Source organism: Microbacterium sp. HM-570, assembly GCF_054165885.1.
Map to the genome: position 1 here is coordinate 2,617,440 of NZ_CM135111.1, position 15,819 is coordinate 2,633,258.

The 15,819-nt window shown below is 66.3% G+C and carries 13 protein-coding genes and 1 pseudogene; 7 read left to right on the forward strand and 7 right to left on the reverse strand.

The genetic code is table 11. The features are described from left to right. Positions 1-13: 13 nt before the first annotated feature. Positions 14-916, reverse strand: a complete 903-nt coding sequence (locus ACT9TC_RS12525; protein ID WP_458040813.1) for an IS982 family transposase — start codon at positions 914-916, stop codon at positions 14-16. 71 nt (positions 917-987) lie between these two features. Continuing rightward, positions 988-2,178, reverse strand: a complete 1,191-nt coding sequence (locus ACT9TC_RS12530; protein ID WP_458040814.1) for a THUMP-like domain-containing protein — start codon at positions 2,176-2,178, stop codon at positions 988-990. A 147-nt stretch (positions 2,179-2,325) separates the two neighbouring features. On the opposite strand from ACT9TC_RS12530, the gene groES reads away from it, so the two are divergent. The 3 genes from groES to ACT9TC_RS12545 all read left to right on the forward strand — a co-directional run bounded on the left by groES (position 2,326) and on the right by ACT9TC_RS12545 (position 5,193). Further along, positions 2,326-2,634: a co-chaperone GroES gene (groES, locus tag ACT9TC_RS12535; protein ID WP_396643155.1), complete on the forward strand. Its 309-nt coding sequence runs from the start codon at positions 2,326-2,328 to the stop codon at positions 2,632-2,634. Positions 2,635-2,743: 109 nt separating this feature from the next. Next, positions 2,744-3,745, forward strand: a complete 1,002-nt coding sequence (rarD, locus tag ACT9TC_RS12540; protein WP_458040815.1) for an EamA family transporter RarD — start codon at positions 2,744-2,746, stop codon at positions 3,743-3,745. Positions 3,746-3,921: 176 nt separating this feature from the next. Next, a complete protein-coding gene (locus ACT9TC_RS12545) occupies positions 3,922-5,193 on the forward strand; it encodes an ABC transporter substrate-binding protein (RefSeq protein ID WP_458040816.1) in 1,272 nt (423 codons plus the stop codon). A gap of 183 nt (positions 5,194-5,376) precedes the next feature. Here the strand turns inward: ACT9TC_RS12545 and ACT9TC_RS12550 are convergent. The 5 genes and pseudogenes from ACT9TC_RS12550 to ACT9TC_RS12570 form a co-directional block, all read right to left on the reverse strand. Continuing rightward, positions 5,377-6,884 (reverse strand): annotated as a pseudogene (locus ACT9TC_RS12550) (IS1634 family transposase). Positions 6,885-7,082: 198 nt separating this feature from the next. Continuing rightward, complete coding sequence (locus ACT9TC_RS12555) at positions 7,083-7,820, reverse strand: ABC transporter ATP-binding protein (protein WP_458040817.1); 738 nt, start codon at positions 7,818-7,820, stop codon at positions 7,083-7,085. Further along, positions 7,817-8,752 carry an ABC transporter ATP-binding protein gene (locus ACT9TC_RS12560; protein ID WP_458042926.1) on the reverse strand — a complete coding sequence of 312 codons (936 nt, stop codon included), beginning with the start codon at positions 8,750-8,752 and terminating at the stop codon, positions 7,817-7,819. The genes ACT9TC_RS12555 and ACT9TC_RS12560 overlap by 4 nt, the downstream gene beginning before the upstream one ends. 115 nt (positions 8,753-8,867) lie before the next feature. Next, the gene (locus tag ACT9TC_RS12565; RefSeq protein WP_458040818.1) at positions 8,868-9,848 is read right to left on the reverse strand and encodes a branched-chain amino acid ABC transporter permease; all 981 of its coding nucleotides are present in this window, start codon (positions 9,846-9,848) and stop codon (positions 8,868-8,870) included. Positions 9,849-9,855: 7 nt separating this feature from the next. After that, complete coding sequence (locus ACT9TC_RS12570; RefSeq protein ID WP_458040819.1) at positions 9,856-11,178, reverse strand: branched-chain amino acid ABC transporter permease; 1,323 nt, start codon at positions 11,176-11,178, stop codon at positions 9,856-9,858. A 245-nt stretch (positions 11,179-11,423) separates the two neighbouring features. Here ACT9TC_RS12570 and guaB point away from each other — a divergent pair, with 245 nt between their 5' ends. The 4 genes from guaB (at position 11,424) to ACT9TC_RS12590 (ending at position 15,752) form a co-directional block, all read left to right on the forward strand. Beyond that, a complete protein-coding gene (gene guaB, locus ACT9TC_RS12575; protein ID WP_458040820.1) occupies positions 11,424-12,926 on the forward strand; it encodes an IMP dehydrogenase in 1,503 nt (500 codons plus the stop codon). Between the two features lie 43 nt (positions 12,927-12,969). Then, positions 12,970-13,593, forward strand: coding sequence for a TMEM175 family protein (locus tag ACT9TC_RS12580; protein WP_458040821.1), 624 nt, complete (start codon positions 12,970-12,972; stop codon positions 13,591-13,593). A gap of 140 nt (positions 13,594-13,733) precedes the next feature. Next, positions 13,734-14,852, forward strand: coding sequence for a GuaB3 family IMP dehydrogenase-related protein (locus ACT9TC_RS12585; RefSeq protein WP_458042927.1), 1,119 nt, complete (start codon positions 13,734-13,736; stop codon positions 14,850-14,852). 105 nt (positions 14,853-14,957) lie between these two features. Further along, on the forward strand, positions 14,958-15,752 hold the full coding sequence (locus tag ACT9TC_RS12590) for an SURF1 family cytochrome oxidase biogenesis protein (RefSeq protein WP_458042928.1): 795 nt from the start codon (positions 14,958-14,960) through the stop codon (positions 15,750-15,752). The last annotated feature ends 67 nt before the right edge of the window (positions 15,753-15,819 follow it).

A 15,819-nucleotide genomic window follows, 5' to 3' on the forward strand; every position in this document is an offset into this window, starting at 1 on the left:
GAGTCCGTTTGGTTCAGTGGTCGTAGGCGATGAGGGAGCGTTTGGCGGGGGCGTTGGTGAGCCAGTTGTGCCAGATGCCGGCGGCGAGGGCGAGGAGTCTTGCGGCGACGCGGGAGTAGACGCCTGCGGGGGTTCTGCCGCCGTGGTCTTCGAGGGTGAGTTGGCCTTTGAGGGTGTCGAACACGGACTCGACCCATTGTCGGATGCTGCCGAGTTTCCCGAACCTGGGGGTCTCGTCTTTGCGGTCGGGGCGGATCAGGTGCGCGCCGAGTTCGTTGGTGACGAAGTCCTCGAACTGCTTCCCAGCGAAGCCTTTGTCGCCAACGATGACCTGTCCAGGCTGGATGAGGTGTCTGTCGTGGTCGAGCATCGCTTGGGTGGCTTCGCGTTCACCGATCTTCGGGCTCGCGAGTCCCCAGATCACGGGCATTCCGTCGGGAGTGCAGATCAGATAGAGCCGGAAGCCCCAGAAGTATCGGGAGTGGGATGCGCAGTATCCGTAGTCGGCGTGCCCGGCAAGGTCTGAGCGTTTCACGGTCTCCCGCGATTTCCCGCACGGTAACGGGGTCGAGTCCACCAGCCGGGTGATCTCACCCCAGGACGGGGTGTCACGGGCCAGCTCGGTGATCACCGCAGAGAGAAGCCCGGTGGATTGGCGGACGCGTTTGCCCCACCCGGACTGGCCGGGCAGGTTCGGGAACATGCCCTTCAGGTGAGCGTGCGCGTATCGGATCCATTTCCGATCCGACGCGATCCCGAGCAGGTGTTGCGCGACCAGCAGGCAGAGCAATTCCGCGTCGTTGAGGGCGGGTTTGCGGCCCGGGTGGTGATCGCGGGTGAAGCCGATCGCGGGCAGGATCCGGTCATCGAGGTGGACGTAGAGTGTGATCAGGAGGGTGTTGAGTTCAGTTTTCACACACCGGGGTTAACACCCTCCGCCTGCGATTAACAGCATCCACGCCGACCCAGCCAAACGGACTCACTCATCTAGACGCGGTCGGCGAGTACCGCGATGCGCGTCGATCCGATCCGCGTCAACAGCAGGGTCGCGGATGCATCGCCCGTGAGCCCGAGCTTCGTGCGGAGAACGGCGGGGTCGACGTCCACGCCGCGCTTCTTGATCTCGAGGCGTCCGATGCCCCGCTCGCGGAGAGCCCGTGCAAGTTTTTTCACATCGGCAGGCAGCTGCTCGCGCACCCGGAAGCTCGACACGAAAGGGCTCGTCAGTGCGGTGTCGCCGGTCAGGTAGGCGATGCCGGGTGCGATGGGTCCGGCGTCGAGGGTCCGCGCGATGTCGCCGACGAGACGCGCGCGGATGACCGACCCGGCCGGTTCGTGAATGAACGCGCCGAGAGGATGCACCGGCTCATCCTCGCTGTCGGCGGGCGCGGTCAGTTCGTGCGATTGGCCGTCGGTCATGACGACGGCGGCACGGGTGATCCCCGGCCGCGCGAGCTCGCCCGACCACAGAACGAGTTCGATCGTCGAGCCATCCGCGGTCATCCACTGCGCTTCGGCGAACGTCGGCAGGCGATCGCGGTCGAAGCCGGGGCCCAGCTTGATACCCGTCGGCTTCTGCGTCGCCAGTGCGAACGCCCAATCGAGCGCGGGCGAGTAGTCCTCGGGACGCGAGAGGCGGGATGTCTCGGTATGACCGGCCGTGCGACGTGCGGGGTCCAACCAGACGCCCTCGAAGCCCGAAACATCGACGTCCTCCGCCTGGGCATGGCGCACCTCCGCTGCCGAGCCGAAGGGTGCGAGGTTGTACGCAGCGATCGCGGCCGTGACCTCGTCGGCGTCCACCGCGAGGACGTCAATGCCGATGCCGGCGAACCCGAGGGCATCGCCGCCGATCCCGCTGCCGAGGTCGGCGACGCTTGCCAGGCCCGCGGCACGGAACCGCCCGGCGTGCAGGGCGGCGACGGGCAGTCGCGTCGACTGCTCGAGCCCGGCTCGGGTGAACAGCATGCGGGCGGCGAGAGGCCCGAACTTCGACTCCGCACGCGTCCGTAGGCGAGCCTGGCCGACGACGGCCGACACCAGGTCGGGGGAGTGCCCGGCAGCGCGCAGACGCGTCACCTCGCGAGCGACGTCCGCCGACGTGGTGAGCGGCGCGGTCGCGTCGAGCAGCCGCAGCCCCTCGGGCGTCAGCAGCGCCCTCAGCTCGGCCATCTCCACACATCCAGCCTAGGCGGGGCCGCAGCATCCGATTCGTCCCCGCTCGTTGGCACTCGCGTTGCGTGAGTGCCAACGGTTGCCTACACTGGCATTAGCACTCTCGCATCGAGGTTGCTAATAAGTCTTGGATCAAGAAAGAGGTTAACCGTGACGGTTTCCACTCAGGTTTCCATCAAGCCGCTCGAGGACCGCATCGTCATCCGCCAGGTCGAGGCAGAGCAGACGACGGCTTCCGGCCTGGTCATCCCCGACACCGCGAAGGAGAAGCCCCAGGAGGGCGAGGTCGTCGCGGTGGGCCCGGGGCGGATCGACGATAACGGCAACCGCATCCCGCTCGATGTCGCCGTCGGTGACCGCGTGATCTACAGCAAGTACGGCGGCACCGAGGTCAAGTTCGGTGGCGACGACCTGCTCGTGCTCTCGGCCCGCGACGTGCTCGCGGTCGTCGTTCGCTGAGCGACTGACACACACGAAGGACCGGATGCCTCGGCATCCGGTCCTTCGTCGTTCCGCGGTGATCTGCGAAACGCCCTGCGGCCGTGGTCGCCGCCCGTAGGCTGTTGAGGTGACACAGGATCCGACCGAGAATCCCCGCGGGTCGGTCGGACCCACCAAGTCGAGTGCCGCAGCCGAGGCGAGCGCCGCCGCCGAAGTACGCGAACGCAGCATCGGCGTCGCGTCCGCCATGGGCGCCTACCTGATCTGGGGCTTCCTGCCCCTGTACTTCCTCTTGCTCGTGCCGACAGGGCCGTGGGAGATCGTGGCCTGGCGCATCCTGCTGGCCTTCGTCTTCTGCGTTCTGCTCTTGACGGTCACGCGTTCGTGGCCCGCGTTCGGCCGGATCGTGCGACAGCCGCGGCTGCTGTTGCTGACGGCGATCGCCGGAGTCGTCATCTACGTCAACTGGCAGGTCTACATCCTCGCCACCCTGACGGGGCACGTGATCGAGACGAGTCTCGGATACTTCATCAACCCGATTGTGACGGTACTGCTCGGCGTTTTCGTTCTGCGCGAGCGGCTGCGCCTGACCCAGTGGATCGCGATCGGCATCAGCCTCGCAGCGGTCCTCGTGATCGTCGTCGGGTACGGCGCCTTCCCCTGGGTGTCATTGACGCTCGCCTTCTCGTTCGGGATCTACGGCCTGATCAAGAAGCAGGTTGGTCCCGCCGTCGACGCGGTCGGGGGCCTGACGCTCGAGTCGTTCTGGTTGCTGCCCGTCGCGATCGTGCAGCTCATCGTCGTCGGCGTGACCGCGGGTATCACGCTGGGCACGGTCAGCCCGGTGCACACCGTCCTGCTCTCGCTCGCTGGCATCATCACCGCGGTCCCCTTACTGCTGTTCGCCGCCGGGGCCAGACGGGTGCCGCTCACCGCGATCGGCCTCTTACAGTTCATCGCGCCGGTGCTGCAGTTCATCATCGGGGCATGGGTCCTCGGCGAACCCATGCCGCTCGAGCGATGGGTCGGCTTCGGACTGGTCTGGGTGGCGCTGATCATCCTCTCCGTGGACTCGGTGCTGTTCTCGCGTCGTGGTCGGGGCGTTTCGGATGTCGCTTCTCTGACCTGATCGTCGTTCCGGTCGACATTCCCGCCGTTCGGGGGATGGGAGCGTTATCACGCTGTGACCGTACTGTTTCACATCGTTAACGCACCGCAACATCCGCGAGACGCCGCTCCGCATAGTGTGAAGCCAATAGGGTCGCCTTCGGTGCGGCCCGGAGTTCGTCCACAGCTAGGAGCAATATGAACTTCTTCACACGTTCGCGTACGGGCAAGGTCCTCGGCGGTATCGCCGTGGTCGGTGTCAGTGCGCTCGTTCTCGCAGGTTGTGCCAGCGGCGGTGGCGACACTGAGTCTGCCGCTCCCGAGGCCGGCGAAGACATGACCCTCAAGATCGGAACGGCGCTGCCGCAGACCGGTAACCTCGCCTTCCTCGGCCCGCCCGAAGAGGCCGGCGTCGCCTATGCCGTCTCGCAGATCAACGAGATCTCGGCCGAAACCGGCCTCACGGTCGACCCCGTCTACGGCGACTCGGGTGACACCGACAACAAGGCCTACGAGACCGAGATCCCCCGCTTGCTCGGCGAGGACGTTTCGGCGATCATCGGTGCCGCATCGTCGGGTGTCTCCCTGCAGTTCATCGACCAGGTCGTTGGCGCGGGAACCATCCTGTTCTCCCCGGCCAACACGTCGGACGCCTTCACCACCTACGAGGACGACGGGCTGTACTTCCGTACCGCTCCCTCGGACGTGCTGCAGGGCGAGGTGCTCGGCAACCTGATCGCCGAGGACGGCAACCAGACGCTCGGCATGATCGTGCTGAACGACTCGTACGGCACCGGACTGGCGGGCTACGTCACCGAGGCCTTCGAAGCCGCCGGTGGCGAGGTCGTCGCAGCCCCGACGTACAACACGGGTGACGCGACCTTCGACGCTCAGATCAGCGAGGTCCTCGCGGCCGACCCCGACGCGATCGCCCTGATCACGTTCGACGAGGTCTCGACCATGCTGCCGAGCCTGTTCGGTCAGATTCCCGCCGACAAGCTGTACTTCGTCGACGGCAACCTGAAGAACTTCGCAGACGCCTTCCCGGCCGGTTCCCTCACGGGTGCCAAGGGCACGCTCCCGGGCCTGTCGATCGACTCGATCGCAGACTTCACGAGCGAGCTCGACGCGTTCCTCGAGGCAGAGGGCACCGCGCCGCTCGAGGACTACAGCTACGCTGCCGAGTCCTACGACGCGACGATCCTGCTGGCCCTGGCCTCGCTCACTGCCGGTTCGACCGAGAGTGCGGCGATCGCCGAGGCTCTCATCGAGGTCTCCGGTGGTTCGGGTGAGGGTGAAACCTGCACCACGTACGCGGAGTGCGCCGACGTCATCCTCGGTGGCGGAGTTGCCGACTACGACGGCATCTCGGGTCCGATCACGTTCGACGAGGTCGGCGACCCGACCGAGGCGTCGATCGGCATCTACGAGTTCGGTGACGACAACACCTACTCGGCATACATGGGCTAAATCCCACGTATCCCACAGAGGGGCCCCGGTCTTCGGGCCGGGGCCCCTCTGTCGTTTCCGGGGGCGCGAGGGTGCCCGTTTCACGCGCGAGGGTGCCCGTTCTACGCGCGAGGGTGCCCGTTTCTCGCGCGAGGGTGCCCGTTCTGATTAAGGCAGGAACCCTCAGGCCTGACTCGTGCCACTTTAGTGCCCTGTGTCGGCGGCGATCGTGTCGAGGATCGCCGCGGCGTCGGGTCCGGGCGGTGTTGTTGCGGTGATGTCGTTCCCGGCGATGCGGATGGTGACGTCTCGGAGGGGCCGGAGGGTGCGGACGAGTCGACGGATGCTGACCCCTGTGGTGTCTTGCAGGTGGCGTGAGATGGCGAGGGCGGTGAACACGATCGTGAGGTGGGCTTGGATCGAGTCGTGCTGATGGTGGAACATCGGCCTGGCTTGGAGGTCAGTTTTCGCCATCCGGAACGATCGTTCGACCTGGAACAGCTCGTGTACGCGGCCACGACCTCGCGCCCGTCGAGCCGGATCGCGGGGATGTTGCTGACGTAGCCCTTCAAGCCAGCGACTTGCCGGGCCCGATCCACCAGGGTCTGGTCGATGTCTCGGCTGCTGCCGGTGAGTTTCACGAACCGGTCCTTCTTCACCGGCCTGGTTCCGTCAACGACCTTCTGCGCGCGTTCGACCTGCTTGTCCAACGTGTGGTTATCCCGCCGGTCGCGTTTCGCTGAGTAGTGGTAGACGATCCGCCGCTCACGCGCGTTCGGCCCGACCCCCATGATCCGTTTCGATTCGAGGGTTTCCCCGTCGTGGAGAGCGGTCCCGATGGTGAAGTGTTCGATGAGGTCGTCGGGGGCTTTACTGATCCGGGACCCGACGATGAACGAGAACCCGGCATCTTCGAGCGCGTTCAGATTCGAGGCGGAGAGCATCCCCGCATCGGCAACCACGACGATGTCTTTGACACCGTGGCGGTCTTGGAAGGACCGCAACACCGGGAGGAGGGTGGTCGTTTCGCCGGTGTTGCCGGTGAACGCGTGGACCTCCAACGGGAACCCGCCGGGGGTGACCAGCAGCCCGACGACGATCTGCGGGTCCACGCGGCGTTCTTTGCTCATCCCGACCTTGCGGAGATCGTCCTCGTCTTCGGCTTCGAAATACAGGGTCGTGACGTCGTAGAGCACCAGGGACAGTTCCCCCGCCTTCGTGGCGTGAGCGTAAGCGGCGCGGGAGACCTGGTCACGCCAGTCCTGCTCAACACAACGGGCCAGGGTCCGCCAGATCGTCCGCAACGATGCCGCCGGAACGCCGAGCTCACCGAGGACACGGATCGTGTCTGCTTTCGACGTCGGCTCCACCGCCCGAGCGAGCACGAGTTTCCGGAACGTGTCGTCGCCCACGACGTCGAACCCGAGCCGAACATACGCACCCTCGAGCACCTCCCAAAGCACACGCGAGGAACTGCCTGTCACGATCGGCGCCGCCGTCACCGGCGACGCCGGGCCCAGCGCGTCCAGATCGAACGCGAGCTGCCCGGCCTGAATCCGGTCCTTCGCGATCTGCACCAGCACGGCGAGCTGAGCGTCGTCATGCGCGGAGCCGATGTGTTCCACGATCGTGCGGACGCCGCGGTGCTTCCGCACGATCTGCACCGCCGTCGCGCCCGAGGAAGTTGGCACCTTCCGCACGAACAAGCCCATCCGAGCAGTCTAAAAGCCGTCCATTAGTGCCCCGCCCGGACACCAGCACCCCCGGAAAATCAACGAACTCCGACCCCAAAACCCCAAATCACGAAAAAGTGGCACGACTCAGGTCAGGGCTGGAACGGGCACTCTCGGGCCCAGGACGGGCACTCTCGGGCGCAGGAAGGGCTCCGGTCCTTCGTCGTGAAGAGGGGGTCAGGTGCCGAGCGTGCCGAGGTACAGCTCGGTGACCTTCGGGTCGCCGAGCAGCTCGCGCCCCGTTCCGGTGTATGCGTCGCGGCCCTGGTCGAGCACGTAGCCGCGGTCGCAGATCTGCAGGCAGCGCCGAGCGTTCTGCTCGACCATGATGCAGGTCACCCCGGCCTTGTTGATCTCGGAAACGCGGATGAACGCCTCATCTTGACGCACGGGCGAGAGGCCCGCGGACGGCTCGTCGAGCAGCAGCACCTTCGGATCCATCATCAGGGCGCGGCTCATCGCCACCATCTGACGCTCACCACCCGAGAGTGAACCAGCACGCTGTTTGAGGCGCTTGCCGAGCTCTGCGAAGATGCTCGTCACGAACTCGAGGCGCTCCTTGTAGGCGGACGGGCGCTGGTACAGACCCATCTGCAGGTTCTCTTCGATCGTCAACGTCGGGAAGACGTTGTTGTTCTGCGGGATGAACCCCACGCCGCGCGCGACGAGCTTGTTGGCGCGCAGGCCCGTGATGTCGTCGCCCTGCAGGGTGATCGAGCCCTCGCGCACGTTCACCTGGCCGAAGATCGCCTTCAGCAACGTCGACTTGCCGGCGCCGTTCGGACCGATGATGCCGATCAGCTCTCCCTGGTTTGCGACCAGCGAGCAGCCGTTCAGGATGTTGACACCCGGCAGATACCCGGCGTGGACGTTATCGACGAAGACGACGGGGGTTTCGGTGGCTACCGTGCTCATGAGCGGTTCTCCTCGTCTTCGGCAACGCCCTCGTCGACCAGCAGCGTCGCGTTTGCCTGAGCGGATGCCCCGGCATCCGTCGTCGGGTCGGCCTCGATCGCCGTGATACGCCCGGTGACGACGCCCAGGTCGAGCTCTTGGTGTGCGCCGAGATACGCGTCGATCACCGCCGGGTTGCGCATGACCGTGTGCGGGTCGCCCTCGGCGACCACACGACCCTCGGCCATGACGATGACCCAGTCGGCGATGTGGCGCACCATGTGCATGTCGTGCTCGACGAACAGCACCGTCATGCCCTCATCCTTCAGATCGAGGATGTGGTCGAGCAACGACTGCGTGAGTGCCGGGTTCACGCCGGCCATCGGCTCGTCGAGCATGACGAGCGTCGGCTTGGTCATGAGTGCCCGCGCCATCTCGAGCAGCTTTCGCTGACCACCCGAGAGGCTCGCCGCGAAGTCGCTCGACTTGGCGTCGAGCTTGAACTTCTTCAACAGCACCTCGGCCTGGCTGTCGATGCTCGAGTCCTGCTTGCGCCAAATCGCGGGAATGAGCGCCTGCCAGAACTTCTCGCCGCGCTGACCCGTCGCCCCGAGCTTCATGTTCTCGAGCACCGTCAAGAGGCCCAGTGCTTTTGTCAGCTGGAACGTGCGGACCATCCCCAACCGCGCGACGCGGAACGCGGGGACGCCCGACAGCGATCTGCCGTTGAAGCTCCAGTCGCCCTCGTCGGGCTTGTCGAAACCGGTGAGCAGGTTGAAGAGCGTGGTCTTGCCGGCACCGTTCGGGCCGATCAGTGCGGTGATCGCGCCGCGTGGGATCTCGAGATGCTCCACGTCGACCGCCGTGACACCGCCGAACGTGCGGCGCACATGATCGGCGACGATGATCGGATCGACCTTCTTGGCACCAGGCACCGCCTCGCCCACGTGCAATCCGGTGGTCTTGGGGCGTTCGACAGGCGCCGTGAGGGGCGCTCCCGAGGCCTCTTCGCCCAGCTGACCGGTCGTCGTGTGATCGGCGCCCGACTGCTCGTTACTTGACTGCCCGTTATTTGACAAAGGTCAGCTCCTTCTTGTTGCCGAGGATTCCCTGCGGCATGAAGATCACGAGCAGCATGAGGGCGACGCCGACGAGGATGAATCGAAGGGTTCCGGCCTGGATCTGCGACATGAAGGGAAGGACCCCGGCCGTGACGAGCGCCGGGAGGAAGTTGCTCAGGAAGGTCTGCAGCACCCAGAAGATGAGCGAACCCAGCAGCGGACCGAACACGGTCGCCGCGCCGCCGAGCAGCAGGGCCGTCCACACGAAGAACGTCAGCGACGTGACGTACACGCCGGGGCTGACGGCCGACGGCAGGGCGTAGACGATGCCGCCCGCCGCGGCGAGCACACCACCCAGCACCAGCGACTGCATCTTGTAGGCGTAGACGTTCTTGCCGAGCGCGCGCACGGCGTCTTCGTCTTCGCGGACGCCCTTCAGCACGCGGCCCCACGGGCTGCGCATCAGCATCCAGACCACCAGCACGGCGAAGCCGAGCGTCAGGAGGCCCATGATGCGGACCCACCACTGCGTCTCGTTGTACGTGAACGGACCGAAGCCGTAAGTGCCCTCGGGCAACGGGTTCGACGCCCGGAAGCTCGAGTGGTAGCCGCTCAGGCCGTCGGCCGAGCCGGTGTACTCGTCGAACGCGGTGGTCAAGAACAGCAGACGCACGACCTCCGCAGCGGCGATCGTGACGATAGCGAGGTAGTCACCGCGTAGGCGCAACGTCGGGATACCGAGGATGACGGCGAAGATCGCCGACGCCACGAGTCCCGCGATCGCCGCGAGCCACCATTCGAGGCCGAAGGTGAGCACGCCGATCGCGTAGCCGTAGGCGCCGATGGCCATGAAGCCGGCAATGCCCATGTTGATCAGGCCGGTGTAGCCGAAGTGGACCGCGAGACCGAGGGCGGCGAGTGCGTAGCCGATCGTCGCGGGGCTGAGGATCGACGAGGCCGAGTTCGAGAGGATCTGGAGCAAGTCCATGGTGCGCCTAACCTATTCTCTCGCGTCGGCCGAGGATCCCCTGGGGCCGGAACAGCAGGATCACGATGAGGATGAAGAGCGCGCTGGCGTACTTCAGGTCGGCGGGGATCCACAGGCTCGACACCTCGACGAGCAGGCCGACGATGATGGCGCCGACCAGGGCGCCGTAGGCCGTCCCGAGACCACCGAGGATGACGGCCGCGAACATCAGCAGCAGCACCTGCGATCCCATGTCCCACTTGATACCGGGACGGTAGTAGGCGTACAGGATGCCGGCGAGACCCGCGAGCCCACCGGCGATGACCCACACGACGCGGACGACAAAGTCGACGTCGATGCCGGAGGCGGCGGCGAGCGAGGGGTTGTCGGAGATCGCGCGTGTGGCCTTGCCGAGGCGGCTGCGCGTGAGCCAGACCGCGAACGCGATGATGACGATGATCGAGATCGCGATCGAGACCATGTCGATGATGCTCATCTGCACGGATCCGAACAGCTGGATCTTCGGCTCGGATGCGTAGGGGAGTTGGCTCGTCCCGCCACCGATGAAGAACTGGAACGTGTATCGGAGGGCGAGGGACAGGCCGATGCTGACGATCATGAGCTGAACGACACCCACTCGCCTTCGGCGCAGGGGTCTCCACAGGATCATGTCCAGCACGAGCCCGAGGCCCGCGCTGAGGATCACCGCCAGCGGGAAGCCGAGCCACACCGGCAGCGCGAGGCTGGCCGGTCCGACGAGCGTGAGCGCCACGACGGCGCCGAAAGTGACCATCTCGCCGTGCGCGAAGTTCGAGATGCCCGTGGTGCCGAAGACGAGCGACAGGCCGACGGCCGCGAGGGCCAGCATGAGGCCGAAGCTCAGGCCCTGCACGATGCGTTGGATGAGCTGGTCGGCGAAGCTCGTGACGCTTCGCTCACCCTCGCCGATGAAGAAGTTGACGGTGACGCGCCCACCGGCGCCCATCTCGACCTCTTGCTCGTTGGGGGTATCGTCCTCGTCGTTGACGACCGCGATGCCCTCGGGCAGCGTGTCCTCGTCGAGCGTGACCGTGTAGGTCTCGCCGCGCTCGGGAACGCCGACGCGCCACTGGCCCTCGGCATCCGTCTCGACTTCTTGCTCACCGCCGGGGCCGTCGATGACGAGTCGAATGCCCTCGAGGGGAGCACCGTCGAGCTGCACGTTGCCGCTGATGCGGTAGGGGTCGTCCTCGGCCGCGAAGGCCGGGGATGCGGTCAGGCTCATCAGCGCGAAGAGCACGCCGAAGAGTGCTCCTATGGTGAGCAGAGTCCCCCCGCGGGAACGTCTCGCCGTAGCGGTCGTGGGACTCACAGATCCTCCAGTCGGGCACCGTTAACCGATGGTCGCGTCGCATCGGCATCGATGGACGACGGTACGAGCGTAATGTGTCGGCATTGTTTCGCCCATCGCTCAAACGTCAGCCGTTACCGATGCGCAATGGGAACGCTCCCGGAGGAATGTTCGCACACGCGCGCCGCTTAGACTTCATCAAGCGGATGCTTCGCGTGGAAACACATCGATCCGCACCCCGATCTCACCGCACGAGGAGCGCGTACATGCCCGATTACGATCCGTTCGGTTTTGTCGGACTGACGTACGACGATGTGTTACTACTGCCTGGCCACACCGACGTGATTCCGAGCGAGGCCGACACGTCCTCGCGGCTGACGCGGCGGATCACGGTGGCAACACCCCTGGTGTCGTCGGCGATGGACACGGTCACCGAAGCCCGCATGGCGATCGCGATCGCGCGCGAGGGCGGCCTCGGCATCCTGCACCGCAATCTGTCCATCGAGGACCAGGCCTCGCAGGTCGACCGCGTCAAGCGCAGCGAGTCCGGCATGATCACCGATCCCATCACCACCCGCCCCGACGCGACCGTCGAAGAGGTCGACGCGCAGTGCGCGCAGTACCGCATCTCGGGTCTGCCCGTTGTGGACGACGATGGACGGCTCGTCGGCATCATCACGAACCGCGACATGCGCTTCGTCTCGGGCTTCGAGCGCCAGACCACGCTCGTGCGCGACGTGATGACGAGCGAGGGCCTCATCACCGCGAAGGTCGGCATCGGCGCGAACGACGTCATTGCGACGTTCGCCAAGCACCGTGTCGAAAAGCTGCCGCTGATCGACGACGACGGCAAGCTCGCGGGCCTTATCACCATCAAGGACTTCGACAAGAGCGAGAAGTACCCCCTCGCGACGAAGGATGACCAGGGTCGACTTCGTGTCGGTGCGGCGATCGGATTCTTCGGCGATGCGTGGGAGCGCGCCGAAGCGCTCCGCGACGCGGGCGTCGATGTGCTGGTCGTCGACACCGCCAACGGCCAGTCCGCGGGCGTCATCGACATCATCACGCGGCTGCGGTCCGATGCATCCTTCGCCCACATCGACATCATCGGTGGCAACGTCGCCACCCGCGAGGGTGCGCAGGCGCTCATCGACGCGGGCGTCGACGCCGTCAAGGTCGGTGTCGGGCCGGGCTCGATCTGCACCACCCGCGTCGTGGCCGGTGTCGGGATGCCGCAGGTCACCGCGGTGTACGAGGCATCCCTCGCCGCGCGTCCGGCCGGTGTGCCGGTTATCGCCGACGGTGGCCTGCAGTACTCGGGCGACATCGCGAAGGCCCTGGTCGCCGGAGCCGACACCGTGATGCTCGGCTCGCTCCTCGCCGGAACCGACGAGTCGCCGGGCGAGATCGTGTTCCAGGGCGGCAAGCAGTTCAAGCAGTACCGCGGTATGGGGTCGCTCGGCGCGCTGCAGACGCGCGGCAAGAAGACCTCGTACTCGAAGGACCGTTACTTCCAGGCGGACGTGCCCTCGGACGACAAGCTCATCCCCGAGGGCATCGAGGGTCAGGTCGCGTACCGAGGCCCCGTGTCGGCCGTCGCGTACCAGCTCGTCGGCGGACTCCGTCAGTCGATGTTCTACGTTGGCGCGCGCACGATCGACGAGCTCAAGGCCAAGGGCAAGTTCGTGCGCATCACCTCGGCAGGGCTGAAGGAATCGCACCCGCACGACGTGCAGATCATCGTCGAGGCGCCGAACTACAAGAAGTAGGGTCGGCGCGGCGCTGGGTCGCGGCCATCGATATGTTTGGCGCATGATTCGGCAGCGGAACCACCCGGCGGCCACGCAAGACACGCGGCGGCTCGAGGCGTTCACCGATGGCGTCTTCGCGATTGCCGCGACTCTGTTGGTGCTCGACCTCACGACCTACGCGTTCGGCGACATCACCTCGGATGCCGAGATGTGGGCGGCGCTCGCCGGTATGTGGGAGCTGTTCGTGAACTTCGCTCTCAGCTTCGTCTTGCTCTGCCTGCTCTGGGCGACGCATGTGCGGCAGTTCGAGCACATCGCACGCATCGACTTCGCGATCGTCTGGTTGAACAACGCCAGGTTGCTGTTCATCGTGCTCGTCCCCTTCGCCACCAGCATGACCACGGAGTACTCGGAATGGCTGGCTGGCCGGCTGTTCATGCCCGTCACCTTCTTCTTGGCCATTCTCTTCAGCTGGTTGCAGTGGGGCTGGGCGGTGCGTCAACGCGAGACGATGCTTCCCGACCTCACCGACGATGAAGCGAAGTCTCACGGACGGGGCGGATTGAGCGCCCTGCTCATCGGTGCGGTCGTGGTCCTCACCGCGCCGCTGATCGGATCGTTGGCCTTCGTCCTCTTCCTGCTCGACCCGCTGGTGACCCGGCTGCTGCGCGGCGCCGGCGACTGACAGCGCTCGCAATGCACGCTCGGCGGGCGTCACCGACCTGTCACAGACTGCTCGATCTCTTTCGCACATCGAGCAGTTAGTGACGGGTCGAGCTGGCCGCGGGCGCTGTCGGGGTCAGCCGGTAGGCTGGGTGGGTGAGCATGGAGATCGAGTTGGGGCGCGCAAAGCGAGCGCGACGCGCGTACACCTTCGATGACATCGCGGTGGTGCCCTCGCGGCGCACGCGAAACCCCGAGGATGTCTCGACCGCCTGGTCGATCGACGCCTTCCAATTCGACATCCCGGTGTTGGGCGCCCCGATGGACTCGGTCGTCAGCCCGCAGACCGCCATCATGCTCGGCCAGCTCGGCGGGCTCGGCGTTCTCGACCTCGAGGGTCTGTGGACGCGCTACGAAGACCCCGAGCCGCTCCTCGCCGAAATCGCCGGTCGCGAAGACGGCGACGCCACGCTGCGGATGCAAGAGCTGTACTCCGAGCCGATCAAGCCCGAGCTCGTCACCGCACGCCTCGCCGAAATTCGCGCTGCGGGCGTCACGGTCGCGGGTGCGCTCACCCCCCAGCGCACACAGGAGCTGTACGAGACCGTCGTCGCCGCCGGTGTCGACATCTTCGTCATCCGGGGCACGACCGTCTCCGCCGAGCACGTCTCGAGCGTGTCGGCCCCCCTCAACCTCAAGAAGTTCATCTACGACCTCGACGTTCCCGTCATCGTCGGAGGCGCCGCGACCTACACGGCCGCGCTGCACCTGATGCGAACCGGTGCCGCGGGCGTTCTCGTCGGGTTCGGCGGGGGTGCGGCGTCCACGACGCGGGCGACCCTCGGCGTTCACGCCCCCATGGCCACCGCGGTCGCCGATGTCACCGGCGCGCGTCGCGACTACCTCGATGAGTCGGGCGGGCGCTACGTGCACGTCATCGCCGACGGGGGAGTAGGCACCTCAGGCGACATCGTCAAGGCCCTCGCGATGGGCGCAGATGCCGTCATGCTCGGCGTTGCGCTCGCGCGGGCGACGGATGCCCCGGGTCAGGGGTTCCATTGGGGACCCGAGGCGCACCACCCCAAGCTGCCCCGCGGCCACCGCGTCCGCGTCGATCAGGTCGCCTCGCTCGAGGGCATTCTCTACGGCCCCGCGCCCGTCGCGGACGGCACCGCGAACCTGATCGGGGCCCTCCGCAAGTCCATGGCGACGACGGGCTACTCGGACCTCAAAGAATTCCAGCGCGTGGAAGTCGTGGTCGCGCCCTACTCCGCGGTGTGAACTGATCCGACGGATGAATTTGTGAGCGGTGTGAGCGCGACGTCCGGTCCCGGGCACTCAGCCCCCGGCGAGCCCGAGGTATTCCCGCCGACGCTGCGTGAGGTCATGCTGCGTCCGCAGTGGCTCCTGATGCTCGGGCTGTGCCTGCTCGTCGCCGCCGCGTTCGCATGGCTGGGTCAGTGGCAGCTCGAACGTGCGATCGACACCGACCCGCCCGCCGTCGGCGCGACGGAGGAGGTCCGTCCGCTCGATGAGGTCGTTGAGCCCGGTGCTTACCTCGAAGAGCCGTTCGTCGGTCAGCAGGTCACCACGACCGGAACCTGGGTGCCCGAAGACTTCCTGGTCGTGACATCGCGCTTCAACGATGGCGTCGAGGGCTACTGGGTCACCGGTCAGCTGCGGATCGAGGGCACGCTCAACCCGACCTCGATCGCCGTCGCCATTGGATGGGCGCCAACCCTCGAGCGAGCAGAGGCCGCGGCATCCGAGCTGTCCGAGAACGCCGCGACGACAGCGGCCGGCCTCACAACCCCGGTGACAGGCCGTGTGATCTCCGACGAGGGACCGAAGCTGCCGCCCCGCGGAGCCGATCCGTTCGAAATGACGCGGATGTCTCCCGCCGCACTGCTCGGCGAATGGCACGACGTCGATCAGCTGATGGTCTACCGCCCCTACCTCGCCCTGCTCGAGCCTGGCGGGACCGCGGAGGACGCCGGGCTCGTGCCGATCTCATCTCGGCCCCCAGATAAGGCTTCGACGGTCAATCTGCTCAACATCTTCTACGCCGCCGAGTGGGCCGTGTTCGCGGGCTTCGCCTTCTACCTCTGGTACCGCCTCGCGCGGGACGCCTGGGAGAAGGAACTCGAAGATCTGGAAGATGCCCGCGCCGAGGCATCCTGAGCCGTCCCATTCTCCGCCGCTGCGGGCGCCCGGGGAATGGCGCGCGAAACCGTGCCCGTCCACCGTC

What these genes read in the sequence shown, in the direction of transcription:
- ACT9TC_RS12580 (WP_458040821.1), top strand. Translation starts at nt 12,970, where the DNA reads ATGATTCGGCAGCGGAACCACCCGGCGGCCACGCAAGACACGCGGCGG.
- ACT9TC_RS12545 (WP_458040816.1), top strand. Translation starts at nt 3,922, where the DNA reads ATGAACTTCTTCACACGTTCGCGTACGGGCAAGGTCCTCGGCGGTATC.
- ACT9TC_RS12565 (WP_458040818.1), bottom strand. Translation starts at nt 9,848, where the DNA reads ATGGACTTGCTCCAGATCCTCTCGAACTCGGCCTCGTCGATCCTCAGC.
- guaB (WP_458040820.1), top strand. Translation starts at nt 11,424, where the DNA reads ATGCCCGATTACGATCCGTTCGGTTTTGTCGGACTGACGTACGACGAT.
- ACT9TC_RS12555 (WP_458040817.1), bottom strand. Translation starts at nt 7,820, where the DNA reads ATGAGCACGGTAGCCACCGAAACCCCCGTCGTCTTCGTCGATAACGTC.
- ACT9TC_RS12590 (WP_458042928.1), top strand. Translation starts at nt 14,958, where the DNA reads ATGCTGCGTCCGCAGTGGCTCCTGATGCTCGGGCTGTGCCTGCTCGTC.
- ACT9TC_RS12585 (WP_458042927.1), top strand. Translation starts at nt 13,734, where the DNA reads ATGGAGATCGAGTTGGGGCGCGCAAAGCGAGCGCGACGCGCGTACACC.